22 protein-coding genes are annotated in these 21,574 nt (G+C 74.2%); 3 read left to right on the top strand and 19 right to left on the bottom strand.

Going from position 1 to position 21,574, the window contains the following annotated elements; all coding sequences use genetic code 11:
• Positions 1-264 precede the first annotated feature (264 nt).
• The 4 genes from HIR71_RS16590 to tsaD all read right to left on the bottom strand — a co-directional run bounded on the left by HIR71_RS16590 (position 265) and on the right by tsaD (position 3,383).
• A complete protein-coding gene (locus tag HIR71_RS16590; protein WP_169322828.1) occupies positions 265-543 on the bottom strand; it encodes a type II toxin-antitoxin system RelE family toxin in 279 nt (92 codons plus the stop codon).
• Complete coding sequence (locus tag HIR71_RS01590; RefSeq protein WP_169322827.1) at positions 540-806, bottom strand: type II toxin-antitoxin system Phd/YefM family antitoxin; 267 nt, start codon at positions 804-806, stop codon at positions 540-542. Before HIR71_RS01590 ends, HIR71_RS16590 begins: the two co-directional genes overlap by 4 nt.
• A gap of 265 nt (positions 807-1,071) precedes the next feature.
• Positions 1,072-2,343 carry a glycoside hydrolase family 3 N-terminal domain-containing protein gene (locus HIR71_RS01585; RefSeq protein WP_211373612.1) on the bottom strand — a complete coding sequence of 424 codons (1,272 nt, stop codon included), beginning with the start codon at positions 2,341-2,343 and terminating at the stop codon, positions 1,072-1,074.
• Positions 2,340-3,383 carry a tRNA (adenosine(37)-N6)-threonylcarbamoyltransferase complex transferase subunit TsaD gene (tsaD, locus tag HIR71_RS01580; protein ID WP_169322825.1) on the bottom strand — a complete coding sequence of 348 codons (1,044 nt, stop codon included), beginning with the start codon at positions 3,381-3,383 and terminating at the stop codon, positions 2,340-2,342. The genes HIR71_RS01585 and tsaD overlap by 4 nt, the downstream gene beginning before the upstream one ends.
• A 168-nt stretch (positions 3,384-3,551) precedes the next feature.
• Here tsaD and HIR71_RS01575 point away from each other — a divergent pair, with 168 nt between their 5' ends.
• Positions 3,552-4,190 carry a malonic semialdehyde reductase gene (locus HIR71_RS01575; RefSeq protein WP_169322824.1) on the top strand — a complete coding sequence of 213 codons (639 nt, stop codon included), beginning with the start codon at positions 3,552-3,554 and terminating at the stop codon, positions 4,188-4,190.
• Positions 4,191-4,263: 73 nt separating this feature from the next.
• Here HIR71_RS01575 and HIR71_RS01570 read toward each other — a convergent pair whose 3' ends face one another.
• From HIR71_RS01570 to HIR71_RS01545, 6 genes are all read right to left on the bottom strand, one after another.
• Positions 4,264-5,121 carry a sulfurtransferase gene (locus HIR71_RS01570; RefSeq protein WP_311836012.1) on the bottom strand — a complete coding sequence of 286 codons (858 nt, stop codon included), beginning with the start codon at positions 5,119-5,121 and terminating at the stop codon, positions 4,264-4,266.
• Entirely contained in the window at positions 5,118-5,594 is a 477-nt protein-coding gene (gene rimI, locus HIR71_RS01565; protein ID WP_169322823.1) for a ribosomal protein S18-alanine N-acetyltransferase, read from the bottom strand. The genes HIR71_RS01570 and rimI overlap by 4 nt, the downstream gene beginning before the upstream one ends.
• A complete protein-coding gene (gene tsaB / locus HIR71_RS01560; protein WP_169322822.1) occupies positions 5,591-6,334 on the bottom strand; it encodes a tRNA (adenosine(37)-N6)-threonylcarbamoyltransferase complex dimerization subunit type 1 TsaB in 744 nt (247 codons plus the stop codon). Before tsaB ends, rimI begins: the two co-directional genes overlap by 4 nt.
• A gap of 5 nt (positions 6,335-6,339) precedes the next feature.
• A complete protein-coding gene (gene tsaE / locus HIR71_RS01555) occupies positions 6,340-6,867 on the bottom strand; it encodes a tRNA (adenosine(37)-N6)-threonylcarbamoyltransferase complex ATPase subunit type 1 TsaE (protein ID WP_169322821.1) in 528 nt (175 codons plus the stop codon).
• Complete coding sequence (gene alr, locus HIR71_RS01550) at positions 6,864-8,093, bottom strand: alanine racemase (RefSeq protein WP_169322820.1); 1,230 nt, start codon at positions 8,091-8,093, stop codon at positions 6,864-6,866. The genes tsaE and alr overlap by 4 nt, the downstream gene beginning before the upstream one ends.
• A gap of 102 nt (positions 8,094-8,195) precedes the next feature.
• Positions 8,196-9,770 carry a bifunctional ADP-dependent NAD(P)H-hydrate dehydratase/NAD(P)H-hydrate epimerase gene (locus HIR71_RS01545; RefSeq protein WP_169322819.1) on the bottom strand — a complete coding sequence of 525 codons (1,575 nt, stop codon included), beginning with the start codon at positions 9,768-9,770 and terminating at the stop codon, positions 8,196-8,198.
• A 44-nt stretch (positions 9,771-9,814) separates the two neighbouring features.
• Here HIR71_RS01545 and HIR71_RS01540 point away from each other — a divergent pair, with 44 nt between their 5' ends.
• Entirely contained in the window at positions 9,815-10,804 is a 990-nt protein-coding gene (locus HIR71_RS01540; protein ID WP_169322818.1) for an LLM class F420-dependent oxidoreductase, read from the top strand.
• Between the two features lie 172 nt (positions 10,805-10,976).
• Here HIR71_RS01540 and HIR71_RS16325 read toward each other — a convergent pair whose 3' ends face one another.
• The 3 genes from HIR71_RS16325 to glmS all read right to left on the bottom strand — a co-directional run bounded on the left by HIR71_RS16325 (position 10,977) and on the right by glmS (position 14,385).
• Positions 10,977-12,014: a multicopper oxidase family protein gene (locus HIR71_RS16325; protein ID WP_211373611.1), complete on the bottom strand. Its 1,038-nt coding sequence runs from the start codon at positions 12,012-12,014 to the stop codon at positions 10,977-10,979.
• A gap of 161 nt (positions 12,015-12,175) precedes the next feature.
• A complete protein-coding gene (locus HIR71_RS01525) occupies positions 12,176-12,529 on the bottom strand; it encodes a holo-ACP synthase (RefSeq protein ID WP_169322817.1) in 354 nt (117 codons plus the stop codon).
• Entirely contained in the window at positions 12,526-14,385 is a 1,860-nt protein-coding gene (gene glmS / locus HIR71_RS01520; protein WP_169322816.1) for a glutamine--fructose-6-phosphate transaminase (isomerizing), read from the bottom strand. The genes HIR71_RS01525 and glmS overlap by 4 nt, the downstream gene beginning before the upstream one ends.
• Positions 14,386-14,447: 62 nt before the next feature.
• Between glmS and coaA the strand changes: the two genes are divergently transcribed.
• Positions 14,448-15,404 carry a type I pantothenate kinase gene (coaA, locus tag HIR71_RS01515; RefSeq protein ID WP_311836011.1) on the top strand — a complete coding sequence of 319 codons (957 nt, stop codon included), beginning with the start codon at positions 14,448-14,450 and terminating at the stop codon, positions 15,402-15,404.
• A gap of 49 nt (positions 15,405-15,453) precedes the next feature.
• On the opposite strand, the gene HIR71_RS01510 is transcribed toward coaA, so the two are convergent.
• The 6 genes from HIR71_RS01510 to HIR71_RS01485 form a co-directional block, all read right to left on the bottom strand.
• Positions 15,454-16,188, bottom strand: coding sequence for a DedA family protein (locus HIR71_RS01510; protein WP_311836010.1), 735 nt, complete (start codon positions 16,186-16,188; stop codon positions 15,454-15,456).
• Between the two features lie 283 nt (positions 16,189-16,471).
• On the bottom strand, positions 16,472-17,143 hold the full coding sequence (locus HIR71_RS01505; protein ID WP_169322815.1) for a peptide deformylase: 672 nt from the start codon (positions 17,141-17,143) through the stop codon (positions 16,472-16,474).
• Positions 17,140-18,489, bottom strand: a complete 1,350-nt coding sequence (gene glmM, locus HIR71_RS01500) for a phosphoglucosamine mutase (RefSeq protein ID WP_169322814.1) — start codon at positions 18,487-18,489, stop codon at positions 17,140-17,142. The genes HIR71_RS01505 and glmM overlap by 4 nt, the downstream gene beginning before the upstream one ends.
• A gap of 129 nt (positions 18,490-18,618) precedes the next feature.
• Positions 18,619-19,107: a 30S ribosomal protein S9 gene (gene rpsI / locus HIR71_RS01495; RefSeq protein ID WP_169322813.1), complete on the bottom strand. Its 489-nt coding sequence runs from the start codon at positions 19,105-19,107 to the stop codon at positions 18,619-18,621.
• 50 nt (positions 19,108-19,157) lie between these two features.
• Positions 19,158-19,601, bottom strand: coding sequence for a 50S ribosomal protein L13 (gene rplM, locus HIR71_RS01490; RefSeq protein ID WP_169322812.1), 444 nt, complete (start codon positions 19,599-19,601; stop codon positions 19,158-19,160).
• A gap of 221 nt (positions 19,602-19,822) precedes the next feature.
• Complete coding sequence (locus tag HIR71_RS01485) at positions 19,823-21,505, bottom strand: ABC-F family ATP-binding cassette domain-containing protein (protein ID WP_169322811.1); 1,683 nt, start codon at positions 21,503-21,505, stop codon at positions 19,823-19,825.
• Positions 21,506-21,574 lie beyond the last annotated feature (69 nt).

The following is a 21,574-nucleotide window of genomic DNA, read 5'->3' as shown; positions in this document are numbered from 1 at the left end:
CGCCTACGACCAAGGACCATCAGTGGAAAAGCCGGGCAGACCGGCGAACACCACACACCCGAGAACCACCACCGCCGTCCCGGCCCAGATCAACGAGCGAGCCACGGCCCATCGGTGGATCGAGGCTAAGGCGCGTCCGACGGCGTGCGCGTACCTACTTCGAGGGCGAAGACCTAACCCGCCCTCCGGCTTTCCTCGAGACACGATCAGGCATGGTGATGCGCGTACGCCGGCGGCGGGACGCGCGCACATCGGCATGTGCGGTCATCCTGGTCGGTAGACGTCTCGTCGGTGGTCGATGCGGAGGACGACGACTTCGCGCTGTGTCTCGTTGATCCGGTAGAGCACTCGGTAGGTGCCGCGCCGAGCCGAGTGGATCCCGGCGAGGTCGCCGCGCAACTGCCTGCCGACGCGGTGCGGGTTGTCGACCAGCGCTCCGGTGACGAATTCAATGACCGCTTCCGCTACGGCGCGGGGAAGTGCGGACTTGACGGCTCGGACGGCCGGCGGGGTGAGGATGAGCTCGTAGGGAGCGTCGCTCACGCGCGAAGTCCGCGAACGGCCTCGACCCCGCGAACGACGTCACCGGCCACGTATGCCCCGTCGGCCTCGCGAATGTCCGCCAGCGCTTGTGGATCGCTCAGGACTGACAACGTCTCCTCGAGCTCGTCGAGGTCCTCCGGGCTCAAGATGATGGCGACCGGGCGCCCGTTGCGCGTCACTGTCACCCGCTCGTGCTCCTGCTCGACACGGTCGATGACCTCGCTGAAATGGTTCCGGACCTCGCGGAGGGGCTCGACGGTCATGCACACAATTGTGGCGTCAAGTTGCGCTCCTGGCAAGGCGGGGCCCGCAGGGGTTCGTCACCGTTGGGTGCCCGAAGTCATGTAGGCCGCGAGGATGCAGTCGGGTGCCGGTCGAGGGTGGTGCGGGCCCGGTCGTAGCGCATGCGGGGTGCATTCGCGGGGCCTTCACCCCGCCATCCTGGGCGAGGCTCATCGGCAGATCCGGACAGCAGGTGCCCGCCGGAGAACCCCGATCTGGACACCCGGTGCGCCAGCCGGCGCCCCGTCAGCGTGGTAGACCCCGCGCCCACCAGAGCTGGAGCGCGCCGATGCGGGCCGCCGCCTCGTCGAGGCGCTCGCGCGGCAGCCGACCGGACTCCACCGCGGCGACGATCGCCGTGTGCGCGACCCGGGTGTCTGCCGGCATCAGGATCATGTCCGCGCCCGCGAGCAGCGCCCGGACCTCCGCCTCGCCGGTGCCGACGGTCGTCGTGATCGCCCCCATGCCCATCGAGTCGGTCACCGCGACGCCCTCGAACCCGAGGTCGTCGCGCAGCAGGTCGTAGGCCGCGGGCGAGAGCGTCGCGGGGACGCCCGGGTCGAGCGTCGTCACGTCGAGGTGGCCGAGCATCACCATCGGCACCTGCGCCTCGACCGCCGCGCGGAACGGGATGAGGTCGCGCGCCTCGAGCTCGGGGACGGTCGCGGTCAGCTCCGGCAGCTCGACATGGCTGTCGCCGGTCACCGAGCCGTGCCCCGGGAAGTGCTTGACGGTCGGCAGCGTGCCGCCGGCGAGCAGCCCGGCCGATGCGTCGACCGCCGCGGTCGCCGCCACCGCCGGGTCGTCCGAGGCCGCTCGGTCGCCGATCACCGGGTCCGCACCCGGGGCGACGACGTCCGCGACCGGCGCGAAGTCGAGCGTCACCCCGAGGGCCCGCAGCTCGGCACCGAGCCGCTCGAAGTCGGCGCGCGTCGCGGCGCTGTCGCCGTCCTTGCCGTACCGGGCGAACGCCGGCACGTCGGTCACGAGCCCCCGCAGCGCGGCGACGCGACCGCCCTCGTGGTCGACGGCGACGACGGCCGGCCACGGGCGTCCGCCTGCCTGAGCCGCGGCCTGGACGCCCTCGGCGGTGACCCGGACCAGGTCGGCCGACGTCGCGCTCGCGTCGTTGAGGAGCACCCCCGCGACGTACAGCTCGGACACCAGCGCGGCCGGGACCGCGGGGTCGTCGCCGTAATAGCGCGCGACGATGACCTGCCCGGCGACCTCCGGCAGCGACAGCTGCTCGACGTACGCGCGCGCGGTTTCGAGGTCGGACTCCCACGGACCCCACCCGAGCGGCGCGTCCACGTCGGGCGTCTCGACGGGCCGCGCACGCACCTGCGCGTCGGCACGGCTCTCCTGCGCGATCGTCGACGACGCGGGCGGGTTCGACCCGGTGCCCAGGGCGAACGCCGTCAGGCCGGCCGCGAGCGCCGTCGTGCAGGCCGTGGCGACCAGGCCCAGCCCCGTCCGGGGTCGACGTCGCACCCCAGCCCGGGCGTGCGCGCCGGTCACACCGTCACCAGGGTCAGCGGCATCGAGGAGTCGACGGCGAGGTCGAGGTCCGACGGCGCGAGCCCGCGTCGCACGGCCGCCGCCCCGACGGCCGCGATCATCGCGCCGTTGTCGGTGCAGTAGCGGATCGGCGGGATGCGCAGCTCGATCCCGGCCTCGGCGCACCGCTCGGCAGCGAGGTCCCGCAGCTGCGAGTTCGCGGAGAACCCGCCGCCGATCACGAGCGTCTCGACGCCGTGCCGTCGGCACGCGGCGATCGTCTTGGCCGTCAGCACGTCGGCGACCGAGTACGCGAAGGAGGCGGCGACGTCGGCCACCGGGATCTCCTGCCCCGCGTCCTGCCGCGCCTCGACCCAGCGCGCGACCGCCGTCTTGAGTCCCGAGAACGAGAAGTCGTACGCGTGCTTCGCCTGGTCCTTGGGTGCGGTGAGCCCCCGCGGGAAGCGGATCGCCTCCCGGTCGCCCTCGCGCGCCAGGCGGTCGATGTGCGGGCCGCCGGGGTAGGGCAGGCCCAGCAGGCGACCGACCTTGTCGAACGCCTCACCCGCGGCGTCGTCGAGCGTCGAGCCGAGCTCGGTCACGCCCGTGACGATGTCGTCGACCATCAGCAGTGACGAGTGGCCGCCCGAGACCACGAGCGCCATCACGCGGTCGGGGAACGGCCCGTGCACCAGCTCGTCGACGGCCGCGTGCCCGATGACGTGGTTGACGCCGTAGAGAGGGACGCCGAGCCCCACCGCGAGCGCCTTGGCCGCGGCCGCCCCGATCGTCAACGGTCCGACCAGGCCAGGCCCGGCGGTCACCGCGATCGCGTCGACCTCGCCCAGGTCGACGTCCGCCTCGGCGAGCGCGCGGCGGATCGTCGGCACCATCGCCTCGAGGTGGGCCCGCGAGGCCACCTCGGGGATGATCCCGCCGTACCGGGCGTGCTCGTCCATCGAGCTCGCGACCGCGTCGACCAGCAGCTCCTCGCCCCGGGCGAGCGCGACTCCGGTCTCGTCGCACGAGGTCTCGATGCCGAGGACGAGGGGCGCAGACATGACCTCCAGGGTAGTGCGGGGGTCGTGACGCGCCTGCTGGGGAGGGGGCTGCGGCGAACGTCACCCGAACGGGTCCTGGCAACGGTGGACGAGGGCGGGCGGCAGGCCGTGCCGCACGTCACACCGTGCGTCGGGCATCGGCGCGGATGGTTGAGCGTTCACACGGACATGACCACGCGCACCGACACCCTCAGCGACCTCGACTTCCCCGCGGACGGCCTCGCCGTCGGCCCCGACGTGGCCGACCTCCTCTTCCGCGAGGCACGCACGGTGAACACCTTCACCGACACCGACGTGAGCGACGAGCAGGTCCGCGCGGCCTACGAGCTCCTGCGCTGGGGTCCGACGGCGATGAACACGGTGCCCCTGCGCCTGCTCCTCGTCCGCACCCCCGAGGCGCGCGCCCGGCTCGCGGCCCACATGCCGGAGGGCAACCGCTCGCGCGTCCTCGCCGCGCCGCTGACGATCGTCGCCGCCGCGGACACGAACTTCCACGAGCACCTCGACGTGCTCGCGCCGCACCTGGAGAACGCCCGCGCGATGTTCCCCGACGCCGCGATGCGCGAGTCCATGGCGCGGATGTCGGCGCTCATCCAGGTCGGCTACCTGATCGTCGCCCTGCGGGCGGTCGGGCTGCACGCGGGACCCATGGGCGCCGGCGACACCGACGCGATCGACGCCGACCTCCTCGCCGGCACGGGCTGGAAGTCCCTCATGGTCGTCAACGTCGGGACGCCCGCGGGCCCCGAGTCCGTGCGTCCCCGCGCGCCGCGGCTCGAGCTCGCGCAGGCGTCGCTCAGCGTCTGAGTCGCTCAGCGCCCGAGTCACTCAGCGTCTGAGTCGCTCAGCGTCTGAGTCGCTCACCGCCCGACGCGCACGCTCACCCCGGGCCCGGCCCGACGACGACGTCGCGGGCCGGGTCCGCGGACCACTGCGACCACGAGCCGGGGTACAGCGCGGCGTCGACGCCGATCGCCGCCAGCGCGGCGACCTCGTGCGCCGCGGTGACCCCCGAGCCGCAGTAGACCCCGATCGGGGTGCCTGCCCGGACGCCGAGCGCCGCGAACCTGGCCCGCAGCCCGTCGTCGGCGAGGAACCGCCCCCGCTCGTCGAGGTTGCCCGCCGTCGGAGCGCTCACGGCGCCGGCGATGTGGCCGGCGCGCGGGTCCACGGGCTCGACCTCGCCGCGGTAGCGCTCGGCGGCCCGGGCGTCCAGGAGCACGGCCGCGGGGTCGGCGGCGAGCCGGGCGGCCGAGTCGGCGTCGAGGGTCGCCCCGGCGCCGCTCGTGAGGGTGACGTCCCCCGGCTCCGGCTCCACGTCACCGGTCTCGAGCCTGCCGCCGGCGTCGACCCAGGCCGCGAGCCCGCCGTCGAGCAGGCGCACGTCCTCGACCCCCGCCCAGCGCAGCAGCCACCACGCCCGCGCGGCCGAGGTGCCGCCCACGTCGTCGTACGCCACGACCGGGACGCCGTCGCGCAGGCCCCAGCGGCGAGCGGCCGTCCCGAGCCGCTCGAGCGAGGGCAGGGGGTGCCGCCCCTCCGCAGGGCTGGGCGGCCCGGCGAGCTCGGTCTCGAGGTCGACGTAGACCCCGCCGGGGACGTGACCGGCCGCGTGCCGCGCACGACCGTCCGCCCGGCCGAGCGACCAGCGCACGTCGAGCAGCACGACCGGCTCGCCCGCGGCCAGCAGGGCCGCGACCTCCGTCGCCTCGACCAGCACGGCCTCTCTCGCGCTCACGCGTGCAGCTCCCGTCGCATCGTCCAGGCGTCCGTGTTCTCCGGCTGGTAGTACCCGCGCCGCCGACCCAGGCGCGTGAAGCCGAACCGCTCGTACAGCCCGAGCGCGGGCTCGTTGTCGACCCGCACCTCCAGGAGCAGCGAGCGCGCCCCGAGCCCCCGCGCGCGCTCGACGAGCGCGTCGAGCAGCACGCCGCCGATCCCGCGGCCCTGCTGCGCACCCTCGACACCGATCGTCATCACCTGCGCGTCGTCGCCGTCGAACCACAGCCCGGCGTACCCCACCAGCTCGCCGTCGAGCGTCGCCGCGACGTACCAGCGGCCGGGTCCGTCGAGCTCCTCGGTCAGCATCGCGCGCGACCACGCGCCCGCGCCGAACAGCTCGACCTCGAGGACCTCGACCACCCGGAGGTCCGTGGGGAGGAGCGGACGGATCGCGACGGACGACGCCGGCTCTGCCCCCGTCCCGCTCATCCGAGCGCGCGCTTGCGCTCGGCGGGTGGCATCACGTCGGGCCGCCGCAGGTAGAGCGGCTCGGTCGGCAGCGGCACACCTCGCGCGGCGCGCGCGAGGGCGAGTCGCGCGAGCACCGCCGGGTCGAGCTGCACCGGGGCGTCGTCGCTCGGCGGCAGGACCTCGGCGTACAGCACCGCACCAGGCCCGACGACGACGGCGCCCTCCGCGAGCCCGTCCGCGACGACCTGCGCGGGGGTGGCGACACCCGGACCGGCCACGAGCTCGACCGGGTCCGCCTGGCCGGTCGCGCGGTACCGCGCCCAGTAGACCTCGCGTCGACGCGCGTCCGTCACCACCAGCACCTCGGCCCCCGGCTCGACCGTGAGCCGGTCGACCGCCTGCGCGGCGCGCGCGTCGAGGCTGCAGACGCCGTGGAGCGGGAGATCGAGCGCGAGGGCGAGGGCACGAGCGGTCACGAGGCCGACGCGCAGGCCCGTGAACGGGGCGGGACCCGTGCCGGCCACGACCCCCGTGAGGTCGCCGCGCGCGATGCTGGCCTCGGCGAGCACGTCGACGACCATCGGGGCGAGCAGCTCGGCGTGCCGGCGCTGCTCGTGCGCGACGCGGGCGGCGAGGACACGGCGGCCCGCGGGCGCCCCCTCACCGGCGGGCGCCGCACGGGCGGCGGGGACGTCGCCGTCGTCGGCGACCAGGGCGACCGCGACCGCGGCGGACGTGTCGAGCGCGAGGACGGGCACGGCGCTCAGCCTACGGCGGGGAGGTCGACCCCCACCCAGCGCGCCCCGAGACCCCGGACGGTGACCGTCCGCGTGCCGACCTCGGCGTCGAGCACGGCGTCGCCCAGGTCGCCGCCCAGGTCGCCGTGCGGCCGCTCGATCCGCACCTCGAGCCGGTCCTGCGCGAGGGTCTCGACGAGCCCCTCGCCCCACTCCACCACGGTCACGGACTCGTCGAGGCTCGCGTCGAGGTCGAGGGCGTCGACCTCCTCGAGCGAGCCGAGCCGGTACGCGTCGACGTGCACCAGCGCGGGACCGCCCCCGAGCGGCGGGTGCACGCGGGCGATGATGAACGTGGGCGATGCGACCTGCCCGCGCACGTCGAGCCCCGCGCCGATCCCCTGCGTCAGGGTGGTCTTGCCTGCCCCGAGGTTCCCGCTGAGCAGCACGAGGTCGCCCGTGCGCAGCACCGCCGCGAGCGCGCGGCCGTATGCGCGCATCGCCTCGGCGTCGGGCAGCTCGACCCGCACCTCGACCTCCGCCGCGCCGCTCATCCGCGCCCCTCCCCACCCGTGACGTCCGCACTCCGTGGTTCCCCGGCACCACGGAGTGCGGACGCTGCGGGTGGGGTGGTGGGTATGTAGACACGGGGTACCCGGGCGCCCACGCGGGTCACGATCTCGTACGAGATGGTGCCGGCCGCGCGGGCCCAGTCCTCGGCGGTCGGGCCACCCTCGGCCCCGGTGCCGAACAGCTCGACCCGGTCGCCGGCCACCTCGCGCGCGCCCGGGCCGAGGTCGACCACGACCTGGTCCATGCACACCCGGCCGGCCACCGCGAGGCGTCGCCCGCCGACCTGGATCGGGCCGCCCGGGTGCTCGGGGAGCGCCCCGGAGGCATGCCGCGGGATGCCGTCGGCGTACCCCAGCGGCACGACGCCGAGCATCGTCGGCTCGGTCGTCGTGTAGGCGTGCGCGTACGAGACGCAGAACCCCGCGGGCACCTCCTTGACCGTCGCGAGCTCGGCCTCGAGCGTCATCACCGGGACCAGGCCGAACGCCTCGGGTCCGCCCAGCCGAGGCACGGGTGAGAGCCCGTACACCGCGATCCCGAGGCGCACGAGGTCGTAGTGCACCGTCGGGTTCGTCAGGGTCGCGGCCGAGTTCGCGAGGTGGCGCACCTCGAGCGCCGCGCCGCGCTGCTCGGCGTGCGCGACCGCGTCGGCGAAGACCTGCGCCTGCTCGACGACGGTCGGGTGCTGGGGCTCGTCGGCGAACGCGAGGTGCGACCACACGCCGACGACGGCGATCGCCCCCTCCGCCTGGGCGCGCAGCGCCGCGTCGAGCACGTCGCGGTAGACGGACGGCAGCATGCCGTTGCGGCCCAGCCCCGTGTCGACCTTGAGGTGGACGCGCGCCGTCCGGCCCGACTCGCGCGCCGCCGCGACGACCGCGTCGAGCGCCCAGGGCGCGGCGACCGAGACGTCGACGTCCGCCTCGACGAGCTGCCGCAGCGGCGCGCCCGGTGCGTACAGCCAGGTGAGGACGCGGCCGCCGATGCCGGCCGCGCGCAGCGCCAGCGCCTCGTCGGCCTGCGCGGCGCCGAGCCAGGTGGCCCCGCCCGCGAGCGCCGCGCGCGCCGCCGGCAGCAGGCCGTGGCCGTAGCCGTCGGCCTTGACGACGGCCATGACCTGGGCCGTCGGGGCGTGCGCGGCCAGCGCCCGGACGTTCGAAGCAAGGGCCGCCAGGTCGACGACGGCGCGCGCGGGGTACGAGCTCACGGGTCACAGTCTCTCAGGCGGCACAGTCTCTCAGGCGGCACAGTCTCTCAGGCGGCGCAGTCTCTCAGGCGGCACAGTCTCGCAGGCGGCACAGTCTCGCAGTCAGCGCGCACCACGGCCGTCGAGCACCGCCGCAACCTCGGCAGGCAACGCGTCCGCAACCGCGAGCGCCGACACCGGCCCGCCGGGCTGGGCGCGCTCGGCCGCCCGGCCGTGGACCAGCGCGGCCGCCGCGGCGAGCGCGGCGGCCAGGGTCGGGTCCTCGAGGACGTCGGCGGCCCGCCCCGCGAGCAGCGCCCCGAGCAGCCCCGTGAGCACGTCGCCCGACCCGGCCGTCGCGAGCCACGCGGGCCCGTCCGCCTGCGCGTACACGGCGTCGTGCACCCCGACCACGACCGTCGTCGGGCCCTTGAGCAGCACGGTCGCGCCCGTCAGCTCGCGCGCTCGGCGGGCCCAGCGCAGCGGCTCGGCCTCGACCGCGGCCCGCCCGACCTCCTCGTCCGTCCGGACCGAGACGAGGTCCGCGAGCTCGCCCGCGTGCGGCGTGAGCACCACCCACGGCGGCACGCGACCGGGCAGCAGCGACAGACCGCCGGCGTCGACCACGACGGGCAGGCCCTGGACGAGGGCCTCGCCGAGCACGTCGCGGACCCGGTCGGCCTGCACCCGGTCGTGCGGGTCGACCCCCGGCCCGAGCGCCCACGCCTGGACGCGCCCCTCCCCCGCGACGACCTCGGGCCGCGCGGACAGCACGGCCGCCGTGACCCCGGGCGGCCCGAGGTACCTGACCATCCCCGCCCCGCCGCGCACCGCGCCGCTCACCGTGAGCACCCCGGCACCCGGGTACGCGGCGGTCCCGGCGACCACGCCGAGCACGCCGCGCGAGTACTTCTGCGCGCTCGCCCCGGGCACGGGCCAGAGCGCCGCGACGTCGTCCCGCTCGAGCCGCGCGACGGCCGGGGTCCGGCCCACGAGGTCGAGCCCGAGATCGACCACCTCGACCTGCCCGACGACGCCGCTCGCCGGCGGCAGCAGCAGCCCGGCCTTGGCGGCGCCGAACGTCACGGTGAGGTCGGCCGGCAGCAGCGGCCCGGCCACCGCGCCGTCGTCGACCCCGACGCCGCTCGGCGTGTCCACCGCGACGACGGCGGGACCGCCCGGGGCGTCGTCGGCCAGGAGCTCCGCGAGCAGCAGCACCAGCTCGGCCGCCTCACCCCGCAGGCCGCCCCGCGCGCCGATGCCGAGGAGGCCGTCGAGCACGACGTCGCACGCGCTCGCCTCGGCGATCGCGTCACCGAGCCAGACCGGCTCCGCGCCTCCGGCTCCGGCGGGCGGGACACCGTCCTCGCCCACCACCGTGACGACCCGGCCGCCGGCCGCCACGAGGGCGGCGAGGCCGGCGTCGTGCGCGCGGGTCGACGTGAGCACCGCGAGCACGCGCGCACCGCGGCGCGCGAGCTCGGCGCCGGCGTGCAGGGCGTCGCCGCCGTTGTTCCCCGGGCCCACGAGCAGGACGACCGCCGATCCCCGGACCCGCCCGCGCCGCTCCCGCAGCAGCCGGCCGACGCGCACCGCGAGCGCGAACGCGGCGCGCTCCATCAGTGCGCCCGCCGGCCCGGATTCGAGGAGCGGCTGCTCGGCGGCGCGCACCTGCGCCGCGGTGTACCCGAGGATCACGCGCCCATCATGCCGCCCGCAGGTGCCGCGGGTACGTTGCGGGGATGCGCTTCGGACTCTTCATCCCCCAGGGCTGGCGGCTCGACCTCGTCGGCATCGACCCCCGCGACCAGTGGCCGGTCATGCGTCGCCTCGCCGAGCACGCCGACGGCGGCACCGTCTGGGAGTCGCTCTGGGTGTACGACCACTTCCACACGACCCCGGAGCCGACGCAGGAGGCGACGCACGAGGCCTGGGCCCTCATGGCCGCGCTCGCGGCGTCCACCGACCGCGTCCGGCTGGGTCAGATGTGCACCTGCATGTCGTACCGGAACCCGGCCTACCTCGCGAAGGTGGCCTCGACGGTCGACGTCGTCTCGGGCGGCCGCGTCGAGATGGGGATCGGCGCCGGCTGGTACGAGCACGAGTGGCGTGCGTACGGCTACGGCTTCCCGCGTGCCGGGGAGCGCATCGCCCGGCTGGACGAGGGCGTCCAGATCATGCGCCGGCTGTGGGAGACCGGCACCGCGACGCTCGACGGCGAGCACTACCAGGTGGACGGCGCGCTCGGGTACCCCCAGCCGCTCCAGGAGGGCGGCATCCCGCTGTGGATCGCCGGCGGGGGTGAGAAGAAGACGCTGCGCATCGCGGCCCAGCACGCGCGGTACACGAACTTCTTCGGGTCCCCCGAGGAGTTCGTGCACAAGTCGGGGATCCTCGAGGAGCACTGCCGCGGCGTGGGGCGGGACTTCGGGGAGATCACGCGCTCGGCGAACTTCAACGTGGTCGTCGGCGCGAGCGAGGCCGACGTCGACCACAAGCTCGAGTGGGTGCGCGAGCACTACCGCGGCGTCATCCCCGAGCGGGCCGACAAGACGGCCGAGGAGCTCCGCGGCGGGTACCTGACGGGAACTCCCGAGCAGCTGGTCGAGCGGCTCCAGCACCTGGAGGGCCTCGGCCTCGGGTACGCGATCACCTACTTCGCCGACGCGGCCTACGACCCGGGCAGCATCGAGCTCTTCGAGCGCGAGGTCGCCCCGGCTCTGTACGGGTGACGCCCCCGACAGGACCGGGCGGACCGGACCGGGCGGACCCGGGCCGGGCGGACCGGGCCGGGCACCCGTCGGACACTGTTCGCTGACGCCACGCCCTCGCACCGCTGACGGGGTGGGCCTGGCAGCCTCGGCCTGATGCGCCGCCGCCGCCGGGCCCACCCCCACGACCACGTCAGCTGGCGACGAAGACGCGCCCCATCCCGACCGGCGACCCGTTCGGTCCGTCCTGCATCGCGTTGCTGGTGTGGTGCGGGAAGTGGCAGTGGAAGATCCACTTGCCCGGCTTGTCGAAGCTGAACTCCACCTCGACGAAGTCGCCGGGGGAGATGTTGAAGGTGGTCACCGTCTGCGCCGGTTGCGGATGACCGTTCTTGGACACGATCGTCATGTCGACGCCATGCAGGTGCATGGCGTGGACCTGCTGGCTGGCGTTGTACACGCGGGCCCGGATCTTGTCCCCCACGCGCACGGGGAGCTCGGACGCGGCGTCGAGGGTCTTGCCGTTGATGGTCTGGAAGTTGAAGTCTCCCGCATCCTCCGGGAAGGGCTCGACAGGCTGGCCCTCTCCCTGCAGGGACCAGCTCTGCAGCGTGAAGACGAAGTCCTGGTCGACTCGCTCCTTGCCCCGTACCTGCCGGGGCAGGACCTGGAACGACCCGTCGAGGCCCTTGAGCTCCTGGACGGCGTCGCTGGTGTGGGAGTGGTAGGCGAAGTTGCCCGTGTGGCCGGGTGTGAACCGGTACGTATAGCTCTCTCCGGGCTGGATCGGCTCCGGCTGGCTGATGCCTGCGACGCCGTCGGCGTCGTTGGGGGCGTGCAGGCCGTGGAAGTGCACGGTCGTGGGTTCGGCAAGGTCGTTGTTGACGGTGAACTCCACCTGCTCACCCTCGTACACGATGGCGGTGGGGCCGGGTGTGCTGGGACCGGCCTCCGAGAGGTCGTCGTCGTAGCCCCAGACCTGTGCCGTCTGGTACGGGAACGTCGCGAGCTGCTGAGTGAACTCCCGCGCCGTCACCTCGAACCTGCGGGTGTTGCCGTCCAGCTCGGAGGCCAGGTCCGGCACGTCTGGGGTGACCGGCACGACCGGCGCCGACCGTGGACCGCGCTCCTGTGGACTGCGGTCGGTGGCGAGCTGCGGCACCGTGAGGATCCCCGCGGTCAGCACCGATCCGGTGACCACCGCGGCCACCAGCTTGACTGTCTCTCTCATGATCGCTCCTGTGCGTCGACTGCCAGAAGGGGGCAACTCAGCCTAGGAAGCCAACGAGCAACCGGCATGTCGAGGGCAGCGTCGGCATGCCTCGTCGCGCACACTCCGGCGCGGACCCGAGCGACGACGCCGTGCACCGAGCCGACGTGCGACGGGCGCTGTCAGTCGCGTTCGGCGACGACCACCGCGGACGCGATCCCGGCGTCGTGCGAGAGCGACAGGTGGAAGCGGTCCACGCCCAGCTCGGCCGCGCGGGCCGCGACCGTCCCGACGACCTCGACGACCGGCTGCTCCCCGACGGCCCGCCGGACGGTCGCGTCCTGCCAGCTCATGCCCGACGGCGCGCCGAGCGCCTTCGCGATCGCCTCCTTCGCGGCGAACCGGGCGGCGAGCGAGGACGGCGGCAGGTCGCGCTCGTCGGGCGTGAACAGCCGCTCACGCAGCGCGGGCGTCCGCTCGAGCGTCGCCATGAACCGCGCGACGTCGACCACGTCGATCCCGACGCCGACGATCACTCGACGGTGACCGACTTCGCGAGGTTGCGCGGCTGGTCGACGTCGAGCCCGCGCGCCGTCGCGAGCTCGCACGCGAAGACCTGGAGCGGCACGGTGGCGAGCAGCGGCGAGAGGAGCGTCGGGCACTGCGGGACGAAGAACACCTCGTCGGCGTACGGCAGCACGTCGTCGTCCCCGTCCTCGGCGATGACCAGCGTGCGCGCACCGCGCGCCCGGATCTCCTGGATGTTCGAGATGACCTTCGAGTGCAGCGAGTCGCGCCCGCGCGGCGAGGGCACGACGACGAAGACCGCCTGCCCCTCCTCGATCAGCGCGATCGGGCCGTGCTTGAGCTCGCCGGCCGCGAAGCCCTCGGCGTGGATGTACGCGAGCTCCTTGAGCTTGAGCGCGCCCTCGAGCGCGACCGGGAAGCCGACGTGCCGGCCCAGGAACAGCACCGACGACGTGCCCGCCATGTCGCGCGCGGTCGCGCGCACGTGGTCGGCCCGGTCGAGCACCTGCTGGATCTTGTCGGGCATCTGGCGCAGCTGCTCGAGGATGTCCCGGATCTCGTCGGGGAACTTGTTGCCGCGCAGCTGGGCGAGGTACAGCCCGAGCAGGTAGGTCGCGGTGATCTGGGACAGGAACGCCTTGGTCGACGCGACGGCGATCTCGGGTCCGGCGTGCGTGTAGAGCACCGCGTCGGACTCGCGCGGGATGGTCGAGCCGTGCGTGTTGCAGATCGCGAGCACCTTGGCGCCCTGCTCGCGCGCGTGGCGGACCGCCATGAGCGTGTCCATGGTCTCGCCCGACTGCGAGATGGCGACGACCAGCGTGCGCGGGCCCACGACGGGGTCGCGGTAGCGGAACTCGTGCGCGAGCTCGACCTCGACGGGGATCCGGCACCAGTGCTCGATGGCGTACTTGGCGACGTGGCCCGCGTACGCCGCCGTCCCGCACGCGATCACGACGATCTTGTCGACCGAGCGCAGCACCGACTCGTCGATCCGGAGGTCGTCGAGCACGAGCCGCCCGGCGGCGTCGGTCCGGCCGAGCAGCGTGTCCGCGACGGCGTGCGGCTGGTCGTGGATCTCCTTGTCCATGAAGGACGCGAAGCCGCCCTTCTCGGCAGCGGCCGCGTCCCAGTCCACGGTGTACCGGTGGGCCTCGGCGGGGGCGCCGAAGAAGTCGGTGACGGCCGCGCCGTCGGGCGTGATGGTGACGACCTGGTCCTGGCCGAGCTCGAGGGCCTCGCGGGTGTGGGCGATGAAGGCGGCGACGTCGCTGCCGAGGAAGTTCTCGCCGTCCCCGAGGCCGACGACGAGCGGGGAGTCGTGCCGCGCGCCGACGACGACGTCGGGCTGGTCGGCGTGGACCGCGAGGAGCGTGAAGGTGCCGTGCAGGCGGCGCGCGACGGCGGCCATCGCCGCCGTCAGGTCACCGGTGTCCGCGTACGCACGGGCCAGCAGGTGCGCCGTGACCTCGGTGTCGGTCTCGGAGCGGAACTCGACCCCCTCGGCGAGCAGCTCGGCCTTGAGGGACGCGAAGTTCTCGACGATCCCGTTGTGGATCACCGCGACCTTGCCCGCCACGTGAGGGTGCGCGTTGACGTCGTTCGGCGCACCGTGCGTCGCCCAGCGCGTGTGCCCGATCGCCGCGGTCGCTGCGGGCAGCGGGTTGAGGTCCAGCTCCTCCACGAGGTTCGCGAGCTTGCCGGCCTTCTTGGCCGTCGCGAGCACGCCCGCGCCGTCGGCGACGAGCGCGACCCCGGCGGAGTCGTAGCCGCGGTACTCGAGCCGTCGCAGGCCGTCCATGACCACGTCGAGCGGTCGGTCACTGGCCTGCTGGGCACCCACGTACCCGACGATTCCGCACATGCGCGGGAGTCTACGGCCCTCCAGCGTCACGCCGCCCCGGCGCGATCAGGCACAATCGCCGGGTGGCAACGACCGCTGAGCTGACGCCGGCCACTCCGTACGTCGAGCTGAACCGGGATGCGTGGACGCGGTTGTCGGGGTCGACGCCGCTCCCGCTGACCGACGCCGACGTCGAGCGCCTGCGCGGTCTCGGCGACCCGATCGACCTCGCGGAGGTCGACGCCGTCTACCGGCCCCTGTCCCGGCTGCTCAACCTCTACGTGGCCGCGACCCGTGGGCTGCACGAGGCGTCCACGACCTTCCTGCGGGAGGACGCGGGCGGCACGCCCTACGTCATCGGCGTCGCCGGGTCGGTCGCGGTCGGCAAGTCCACGACCGCCCGGCTGCTGCGCGAGCTGCTCGCGCGATGGCCCGACACCCCGCGCGTCGAGCTCCTCACGACGGACGGGTTCCTCTACCCGAACGCCGAGCTGACGCGCCGGGGTCTCATGGAGCGCAAGGGGTTTCCCGAGTCCTACGACCGGCGCGGCCTCATCCGGTTCCTCGCCAAGGTGAAGGCGGGGTACGACGAGGTCCGCGCGCCGGTGTACGACCACCTGACCTACGACATCGTGCCCGGGCGCGAGGTGGTGGTCCGGCGGCCCGACGTGCTGATCGTCGAGGGGCTCAACGTGCTGCAGCCGGCCCGGCCGACACCGCTCGGCACGTCGGACCTCGCGGTGAGCGACTTCTTCGACTTCTCGATCTACGTCGACGCGCGCACGTCGGTCGTCCGGCAGTGGTACGTCGACCGGTTCCTGTCCCTGCGCTCGACGGCGTTCGCACGCCCCGAGTCGTACTTCCGCCGGTTCGCGTCGCTCTCCGACGAGGACGCGCGGACGCGCGCCGAGGAGATCTGGGACGCCATCAACGCGCCCAACCTGGTCGAGAACATCCTGCCGACGCGCAGCCGGGCGACGCTCGTGCTGACGAAGGGTTCCGACCACTCGGTCCAGCGGATGCGGCTGCGCAAGCTCTGAGGGCCGGCCGCCGGTGACGTCGTGGCTCAGCCGCCGGCGCCGTCGCGGCTCAGCCGCCGGCGCCGTACGCGACCGGGACCGTCGCCCGCACCGCCTCGCCGGCGTGCGAGTCCTGCGCGCTTCCCGGCGCGCCGTGGCGTGCAGTCCCCGCGACGCCGGGCGCCGGCGGCCCCGAGCCGTTGCGACGCTCACGGCGGTCGTGCCAGCGGGTGAGCACCCAGTCGACGACCAGGCCGATGAGGACGCCGCCGGTGACCCCGACCACGATCGCGAGCAGCGGGTAGTCCGCGAGCCACGCGCCCGCCCCGACGCCGATCGCCGCCGAGTAGATCGCCCACGTCACCGCAGCGATCGCCGTGAGGCCGACGAACCGCCGACGGGAGTACCCGACCGCGCCGGCGGTCATGTTGACCGCCACCCGGCCGACCGGCACGTACCGCGCCGCGAGGATGAAGGACGGGCCACGTCGCTCCAGCGTGCGCTCCGCCCAGTCGAGCGAGCGCTGGCCCCGGCGCCCGCGCAGGACGCGCAGGCGACGCACGTCCACGCGCCGCCCGATCTGGTACGCGATCTGGTCACCGGTGAACGCTCCGCACGCGGCTGCCACGCCCACCAGCGCGATGTTGGGTGCGCCCGTGGAGACGGCGAGCGAGGCGAGCGCGATGACGACCGACTCGCTCGGGATCGGCGGGAAGAAGCCGTCGATCGTGGCGAACAGGTACAGCGCCACGTAGACGAGGGGTGACGCGCCGAGCGCCAGGACCCACTCCTGCACCAGCTCCACGTGTCATCAGCTCCAGGTCCAGGGCGGTCCGCACGGCTGGCGGCGATCGCTGTCGGCGGTCGATCGGGTCCTGACGGGCCCGGTGACCCGACAGTAGGTCCCGCGTCCCGGAGCCGGCATCAGGGTTGTCCCTGGTGTCGACCCCGATCTGTACAGGTCCGGTCCGGCTGACCGCACCCGACCGGTCGATCATCGCGCGCCCGGACCGGCACCGTCATCCCTCCGCGGGAGGAGATCGGGTGCAGGTTCGGTGATACCGAGGTCGTCCACCTCACGGGCTCGCTCACGCGAGGTCGAAGCCCAGGAGGCGCGCCGCCGTCGTCGGCGTCGGCTCGCCCGCGAGCGACCCACCCACGCCGTCCGCCGTGGCGAGCGACCGCGGCTCCGCCCGGTCCACGTACAGCGTCCCGTGGAGGTGGTCGGTCTCGTGCTGGACGATCCGGGCTGGCCAGCCGACCAGCACCTCGTCGAGCGTGCGGCCCGTCTCGTCCTCGCCCGTGAGGCGGATCGTGCGCGGACGCGCCACGACGGCCTGCCACCCGCGGACGCTCAGGCAGCCCTCGTAGAACGACACGCGCGCCGGCCCGACCGCCTCGTACGACGGGTTGACCAGCACACGGAACGGCAGGCGGGGTCGCTCGCGTACCGCGGCGAGCTCCGCGTCCAGCGCCCCGGGGTCCTCGACCACCGCGAGCGCGAGCGGGATCCCGATCTGGGGCGCGGCGAGCCCGACGCCCGGCGCCGCGTGCATCGTGCGCCGCATGAGCTCGACCAGCGCGCTGAACGTCGCGTCCGCGAGCTGCCCGTCGTAGCGGAGCGCAGGCCGCCGCAGCACCGGGTGGCCGGGCTGGACGATCGGCGCCGGGTCCGGGCCGGCGAGCACCCGGTCGACGAGCTCGGCGAGCGTCGGGAGCGCGTCCTGGGGCGGCTCACCCCGGACGACCGGAGCGGTCACAGCGCGAGTCGCTCGCGCACCACGTCGGCGAGCTCGTCCGCGACCTTCTCGGCCTGGGCGAGGCTCGCGGCCTCGACCATCACCCGCACGAGCGGCTCGGTGCCCGACGAGCGCAGGAGCACCCGCCCGGTGTCCCCGAGCTGCGCCTCCGCCGCCGCCACCGCGGCCAGGAGGCCCTCGTCCGTCGCCGACCGGGCCTTGTCCACCCCGGGGACGTTGACGAGCACCTGCGGCAGCCGGCGCACGGCGCGCGCGAGCTGCTGGAGCGGCTCCTTCGTCGCGGCCACCCGGGAGGCGAGGTGCAGCGCGGTCAGGATCCCGTCGCCGGTCGTCGAGTGCGCGCCCATGATCACGTGACCCGACTGCTCGCCACCGAGCGAGTACCCGCCGTTGCGCATCTCCTCGAGCACGTACCGGTCGCCGACGCCGGTCTCCACGACGCGGATGCCGGCCTGCTCCATCGCCAGGCGCAGCCCGAGGTTGCTCATCACGGTCGCGACCAGCGTGTCCGCCTCGAGGGCGCCCGCCTCGCGCAGCGCGATCGCGAGCACACCCATGATCTGGTCGCCGTCCACGAGCGCCCCGGTGTGGTCGACCGCGAGGCACCGGTCGGCGTCGCCGTCGAACGCGACGCCGAGGTCGGCCCCCGAGGCGACCGTGACGGCCTGGAGCTGCTCGGGGTGCGTCGAGCCGCACAGCTCGTTGATGTTGCGACCGTCGGGCGAGGCGTTGATGACGACGACGTCGGCGCCGGCCGCACGCAACGCCTGGGGCCCGGCCTCGCTCGCGGCGCCGTTGGCGCAGTCGACGGCGATGCGGAGCCCGTCGAGCGGCGTGCCGATCGTGCTCACGAGGTGCTCGACGTACTCCGTCCCCGCGTGCCCGCTGTCGATCGTGATGCGCCCGACGCCCGCACCCGTCGGCCGGTCCCACGGCTCGCCGCGGCGCGCCTCGATGGCGTCCTCGATCGAGTCGTCGAGCTTGAGCCCCCCGCGCGTGAAGAACTTGATCCCGTTGTCGGGCATCGGGTTGTGCGACGCGGAGATGACGACGCCGAGGTCGGCACCGAGCTTGCCGGTGAGGAACGCGATGGCCGGGGTCGGCAGCACGCCGACGTTGACGACGTCGACGCCGGCGCTCGCCAGGCCCGCCGCCGTGGCCGCCGAGAGGAACTCGCCCGAGGCCCGCGGGTCGCGCCCGATGACGGCGCGGGGGCGGTGGTCGCCGAACGCGCCGGTCGAGCCGAGCACGTGCGCCGCAGCGACCGCGAGGTCGAGCGCCAGCTCGGCCGTGAGGTCCCGGTTGGCGAGCCCGCGTACCCCGTCAGTGCCGAAGAGTCGTCCCATGAGCTCATCCCTTTGTCGTGCGTGCGTGCTCGTGCGTGCGCGGCCGTGCGCGCGCGGCCGTGCGTGCGGGCCGAGACGCCGATGGCCCCGATGGAGCGACCATCGGGGCCATCGGCAGGCGCGAGGTGATCAGCGCTTCGAGTACTGCGGAGCCTTGCGGGCCTTCTTCAGCCCGGCCTTCTTGCGCTCGACGACGCGCGCGTCGCGGGTCAGGTAGCCGGCCTTCTTGAGCGCCGGACGGTTGTGCTCGGCGTCGATCACGTTGAGCGCGCGGGCGATCGCGAGACGCAGCGCGCCGGCCTGGCCCGAGACGCCGCCACCGGTGATGCGCGCGACGATGTCGAAGCGGCCCTCGACGTCGACGAGCGTGAGCGGCGAGTTGACGAGCTGCTGGTGCACCTTGTTCGGGAAGTACTCCTCGAGGGCGCGGCCGTTGATCTTCCACGTGCCGGTGCCGGGCACCAGGCGCACGCGGGCGATGGCCTCCTTGCGACGGCCGAGCGCCGCGCCGGGCGCGGTCAGGCTCTGGCCGCGGCCCGTGGGGGCCGCGCTCTCGGAGGTGTAGCTGCTGGGCGTCTCGTCGCCCTCAACGTCGATGTCGACGGTGGTCTCGGCCACTGGTGGTGTCCTCTTGTCCTGTGTCGTGACTGCTCGCAGCGGGCCGAGGCCTACTGCGCAACCTGGGTGATGGTGAACGCCTGCGGCTTCTGCGCGCTGTGCGGGTGCTCGGCGCCCGTGTAGACCTTGAGCTTGCTGAGCTGGCCGCGCGAGAGCGAGTTCTTGGGGAGCATGCCGCGGACGGCCTTCTCCACCGCACGCTCCGGGTGCTTCGCGAGGAGCTCGGAGTACGGGGTCGCACGCAGACCGCCCGGGTAGCCCGAGTGACGGTAGGCGAGCTTGGCCTCGCGCTTGTTGCCGGTGAGCGCGACCTTGTCGGCGTTGATCACGATGACGAAGTCGCCGTTGTCGACGTGCGGCGCGAACGTCGCCTTGTGCTTGCCGCGCAGCAGCGTGGCCACGTGGGTGGCGAGACGGCCAAGGACGACATCGGTCGCGTCGATGACGTACCAGGTCCGCTCGACGTCGCCGGGCTTCGGGGTGTACGTGCGCACGGTCTGAGCCTTCGTTTCGTGTAGCTGAATGTGGTCCTCCGGCGCGCCCGCATAGGGCGGGAGCGCCGATTGAGTGCTGCGTGCGCATCCCCGACAGGACCCACGCGGGCCCGGCGAGCGGGCACGCCGGTCCACCACGGGACGCACAACGACACATCAGGGTAGCCGCAGCCGCCCGGAAGGGTCAAAACGAGCCCCGTGCCTGCGTGTGCCTACGACGGTCAGCGCGCCCGGCGCACGCGGCCCGCGTCCCAGACCGCCTCGGGCGTCTCGACGACCTCGCCGTCCGCGCCGAACACGAGGAACCGGTCGAAGCCGCGCGCGAACCAGCGGTCGTGCGTCACCGCCAGGACCGTGCCCTCGAACGCGAGCAGCCCGCGCTCGAGCGCCTCGGCCGAGTGCAGGTCGAGGTTGTCGGTGGGCTCGTCGAGCAGCAGGAGCGTCGCGCCGGACAGCTCCAGCAGCAGGATCTGGAACCGCGCCTGCTGCCCGCCCGAGAGGGTGTCGTACGGCTGCTCGGCGGCGGCCACCAGCTCGTAGCGGTCGAGCGCCTTGCTCGCGGGCTCCCGGCCCATCCCCGACCGGTGCGCGTCGCCGCGGTGCAGGATCTCGAGCAGGGTGCGGCCGGCGAGCTCGGGGTGCAGGTGGTTCTGCGCGAACCAGCCGGGCCGCACGCGCGAGCCCAGCACCACGCGGCCGGAGTGGGCCACGGGGGTGATCTCGGCGTCGTCCACGGGCGCGTGCTCGCGGTCCGGGTCGCTGCCGCCCGCCGCCAGCAGCCGCAGGAAGTGCGACTTGCCCGACCCGTTCGAGCCCAGCACGGCGACGCGCTCGCCGAGCCACACCTCGAGGTCGAACGGCTTCATCAGGCCGGTCAGCTCGAGCTGCGTCGCCACGACGGCGCGCTTGGCGGTGCGCCCGCCGCGGAGCCGCACGCGCACGGCCTGCTCGCGGGCCATGACCTGCGGCGGGCCCGCCTCCTCGAACTTGCGCAGCCGCGTCTGGGCGGCCTGGTACCGCGACGCGAGCCCGTCGTTGAACGCCGCCTTGTTCTTGAGCGTGAAGACGAGCTCCTTGAGCTTGGCGTGCTCCTCGTCCCAGCGCCGCAGCAGCTCGTCGAGCCGCGAGCGCCGGTCCTCGCGCGCCTGCGGGAAGCTCGCGAACCCGCCGCCGTGCACCCAGATCGTCGAGCCGGCCGCCGTCGGCTCGACGCTCGCGACCTGGGTCGCGGTGCGGGCGAGCAGCTCGCGGTCATGGCTCACGTAGAGCACGGTCTTGGCCGACGCCGCGAGCTGGGTCTCGAGCCAGCGCTTGGTGGGGACGTCGAGGTAGTTGTCCGGCTCGTCGAGCAGGAGCACCTCCTCGGGCCCGCGCAGCAGCGCCTCGAGCACGAGCCGCTTCTGCTCGCCGCCCGAGAGCGTGCGGACCTCGCGGAACTGGGCCTTCTCGAACGGGATCGACAGCACGCTGTCCGTGACCTGGTCCCACCCGGCCTCGGCCTCGTACCCGCCGACGTCGGCCCAGTCGACGAGCGCGGTCGCGTACCGCAGCTGCGCGGGCTCGTCGTCGACCTCCATGATCCCGAGCTCGGAGGCGGCGAGCTCGGTCGCGGCGTCCCGGATCGCCGCCGGCGCGAGGGAGGCGAGGAGCTCGCGGATCGAGCGGTCGTCGCCGATCCGCCCGACGAGCTGCCGCATGACCGCGAGCCCGCCGCTGCGCGCGACCGTGCCGCCGTGCGGGTGCAGGTCGCCCGCCACGATCTGGAGGAGCGTCGTCTTCCCGGCGCCGTTCGGCCCGACCAGCGCGACCTTGGCGCCGTCGCCGACGCGGAGGTCCACCTCGTCGAGCAACGGCCTCCCGTCCGGGAGGAAGTAGCTGACCCCGCTGACGTCGACGTGTCCCACGGGACCAGTGTGGGGTGGACGGCCGGGCGCGGGCGAACCCTTTCCGCGGGCGACGGGCCGCGGGCCGCG

This window comes from Cellulomonas fimi (genome assembly GCF_012952065.1).
GTDB lineage: Bacteria > Actinomycetota > Actinomycetes > Actinomycetales > Cellulomonadaceae > Pengzhenrongella > Pengzhenrongella fimi_A.
This window is presented reverse-complemented; position numbering and strand designations above follow the sequence as displayed.

Bases quoted from the DNA above. Each gene is read 5' to 3' on its own strand.
- HIR71_RS01590 (WP_169322827.1), bottom strand. From the start codon at position 806: ATGACCGTCGAGCCCCTCCGCGAGGTCCGGAACCATTTCAGCGAGGTC.
- tsaD (WP_169322825.1), bottom strand. From the start codon at position 3,383: ATGTCTGCGCCCCTCGTCCTCGGCATCGAGACCTCGTGCGACGAGACC.
- HIR71_RS01575 (WP_169322824.1), top strand. From the start codon at position 3,552: ATGACCACGCGCACCGACACCCTCAGCGACCTCGACTTCCCCGCGGAC.
- rimI (WP_169322823.1), bottom strand. From the start codon at position 5,594: ATGAGCGGGACGGGGGCAGAGCCGGCGTCGTCCGTCGCGATCCGTCCG.
- tsaE (WP_169322821.1), bottom strand. From the start codon at position 6,867: ATGAGCGGCGCGGCGGAGGTCGAGGTGCGGGTCGAGCTGCCCGACGCC.
- HIR71_RS01540 (WP_169322818.1), top strand. From the start codon at position 9,815: ATGCGCTTCGGACTCTTCATCCCCCAGGGCTGGCGGCTCGACCTCGTC.
- HIR71_RS16325 (WP_211373611.1), bottom strand. From the start codon at position 12,014: ATGAGAGAGACAGTCAAGCTGGTGGCCGCGGTGGTCACCGGATCGGTG.
- glmS (WP_169322816.1), bottom strand. From the start codon at position 14,385: ATGTGCGGAATCGTCGGGTACGTGGGTGCCCAGCAGGCCAGTGACCGA.
- glmM (WP_169322814.1), bottom strand. From the start codon at position 18,489: ATGGGACGACTCTTCGGCACTGACGGGGTACGCGGGCTCGCCAACCGG.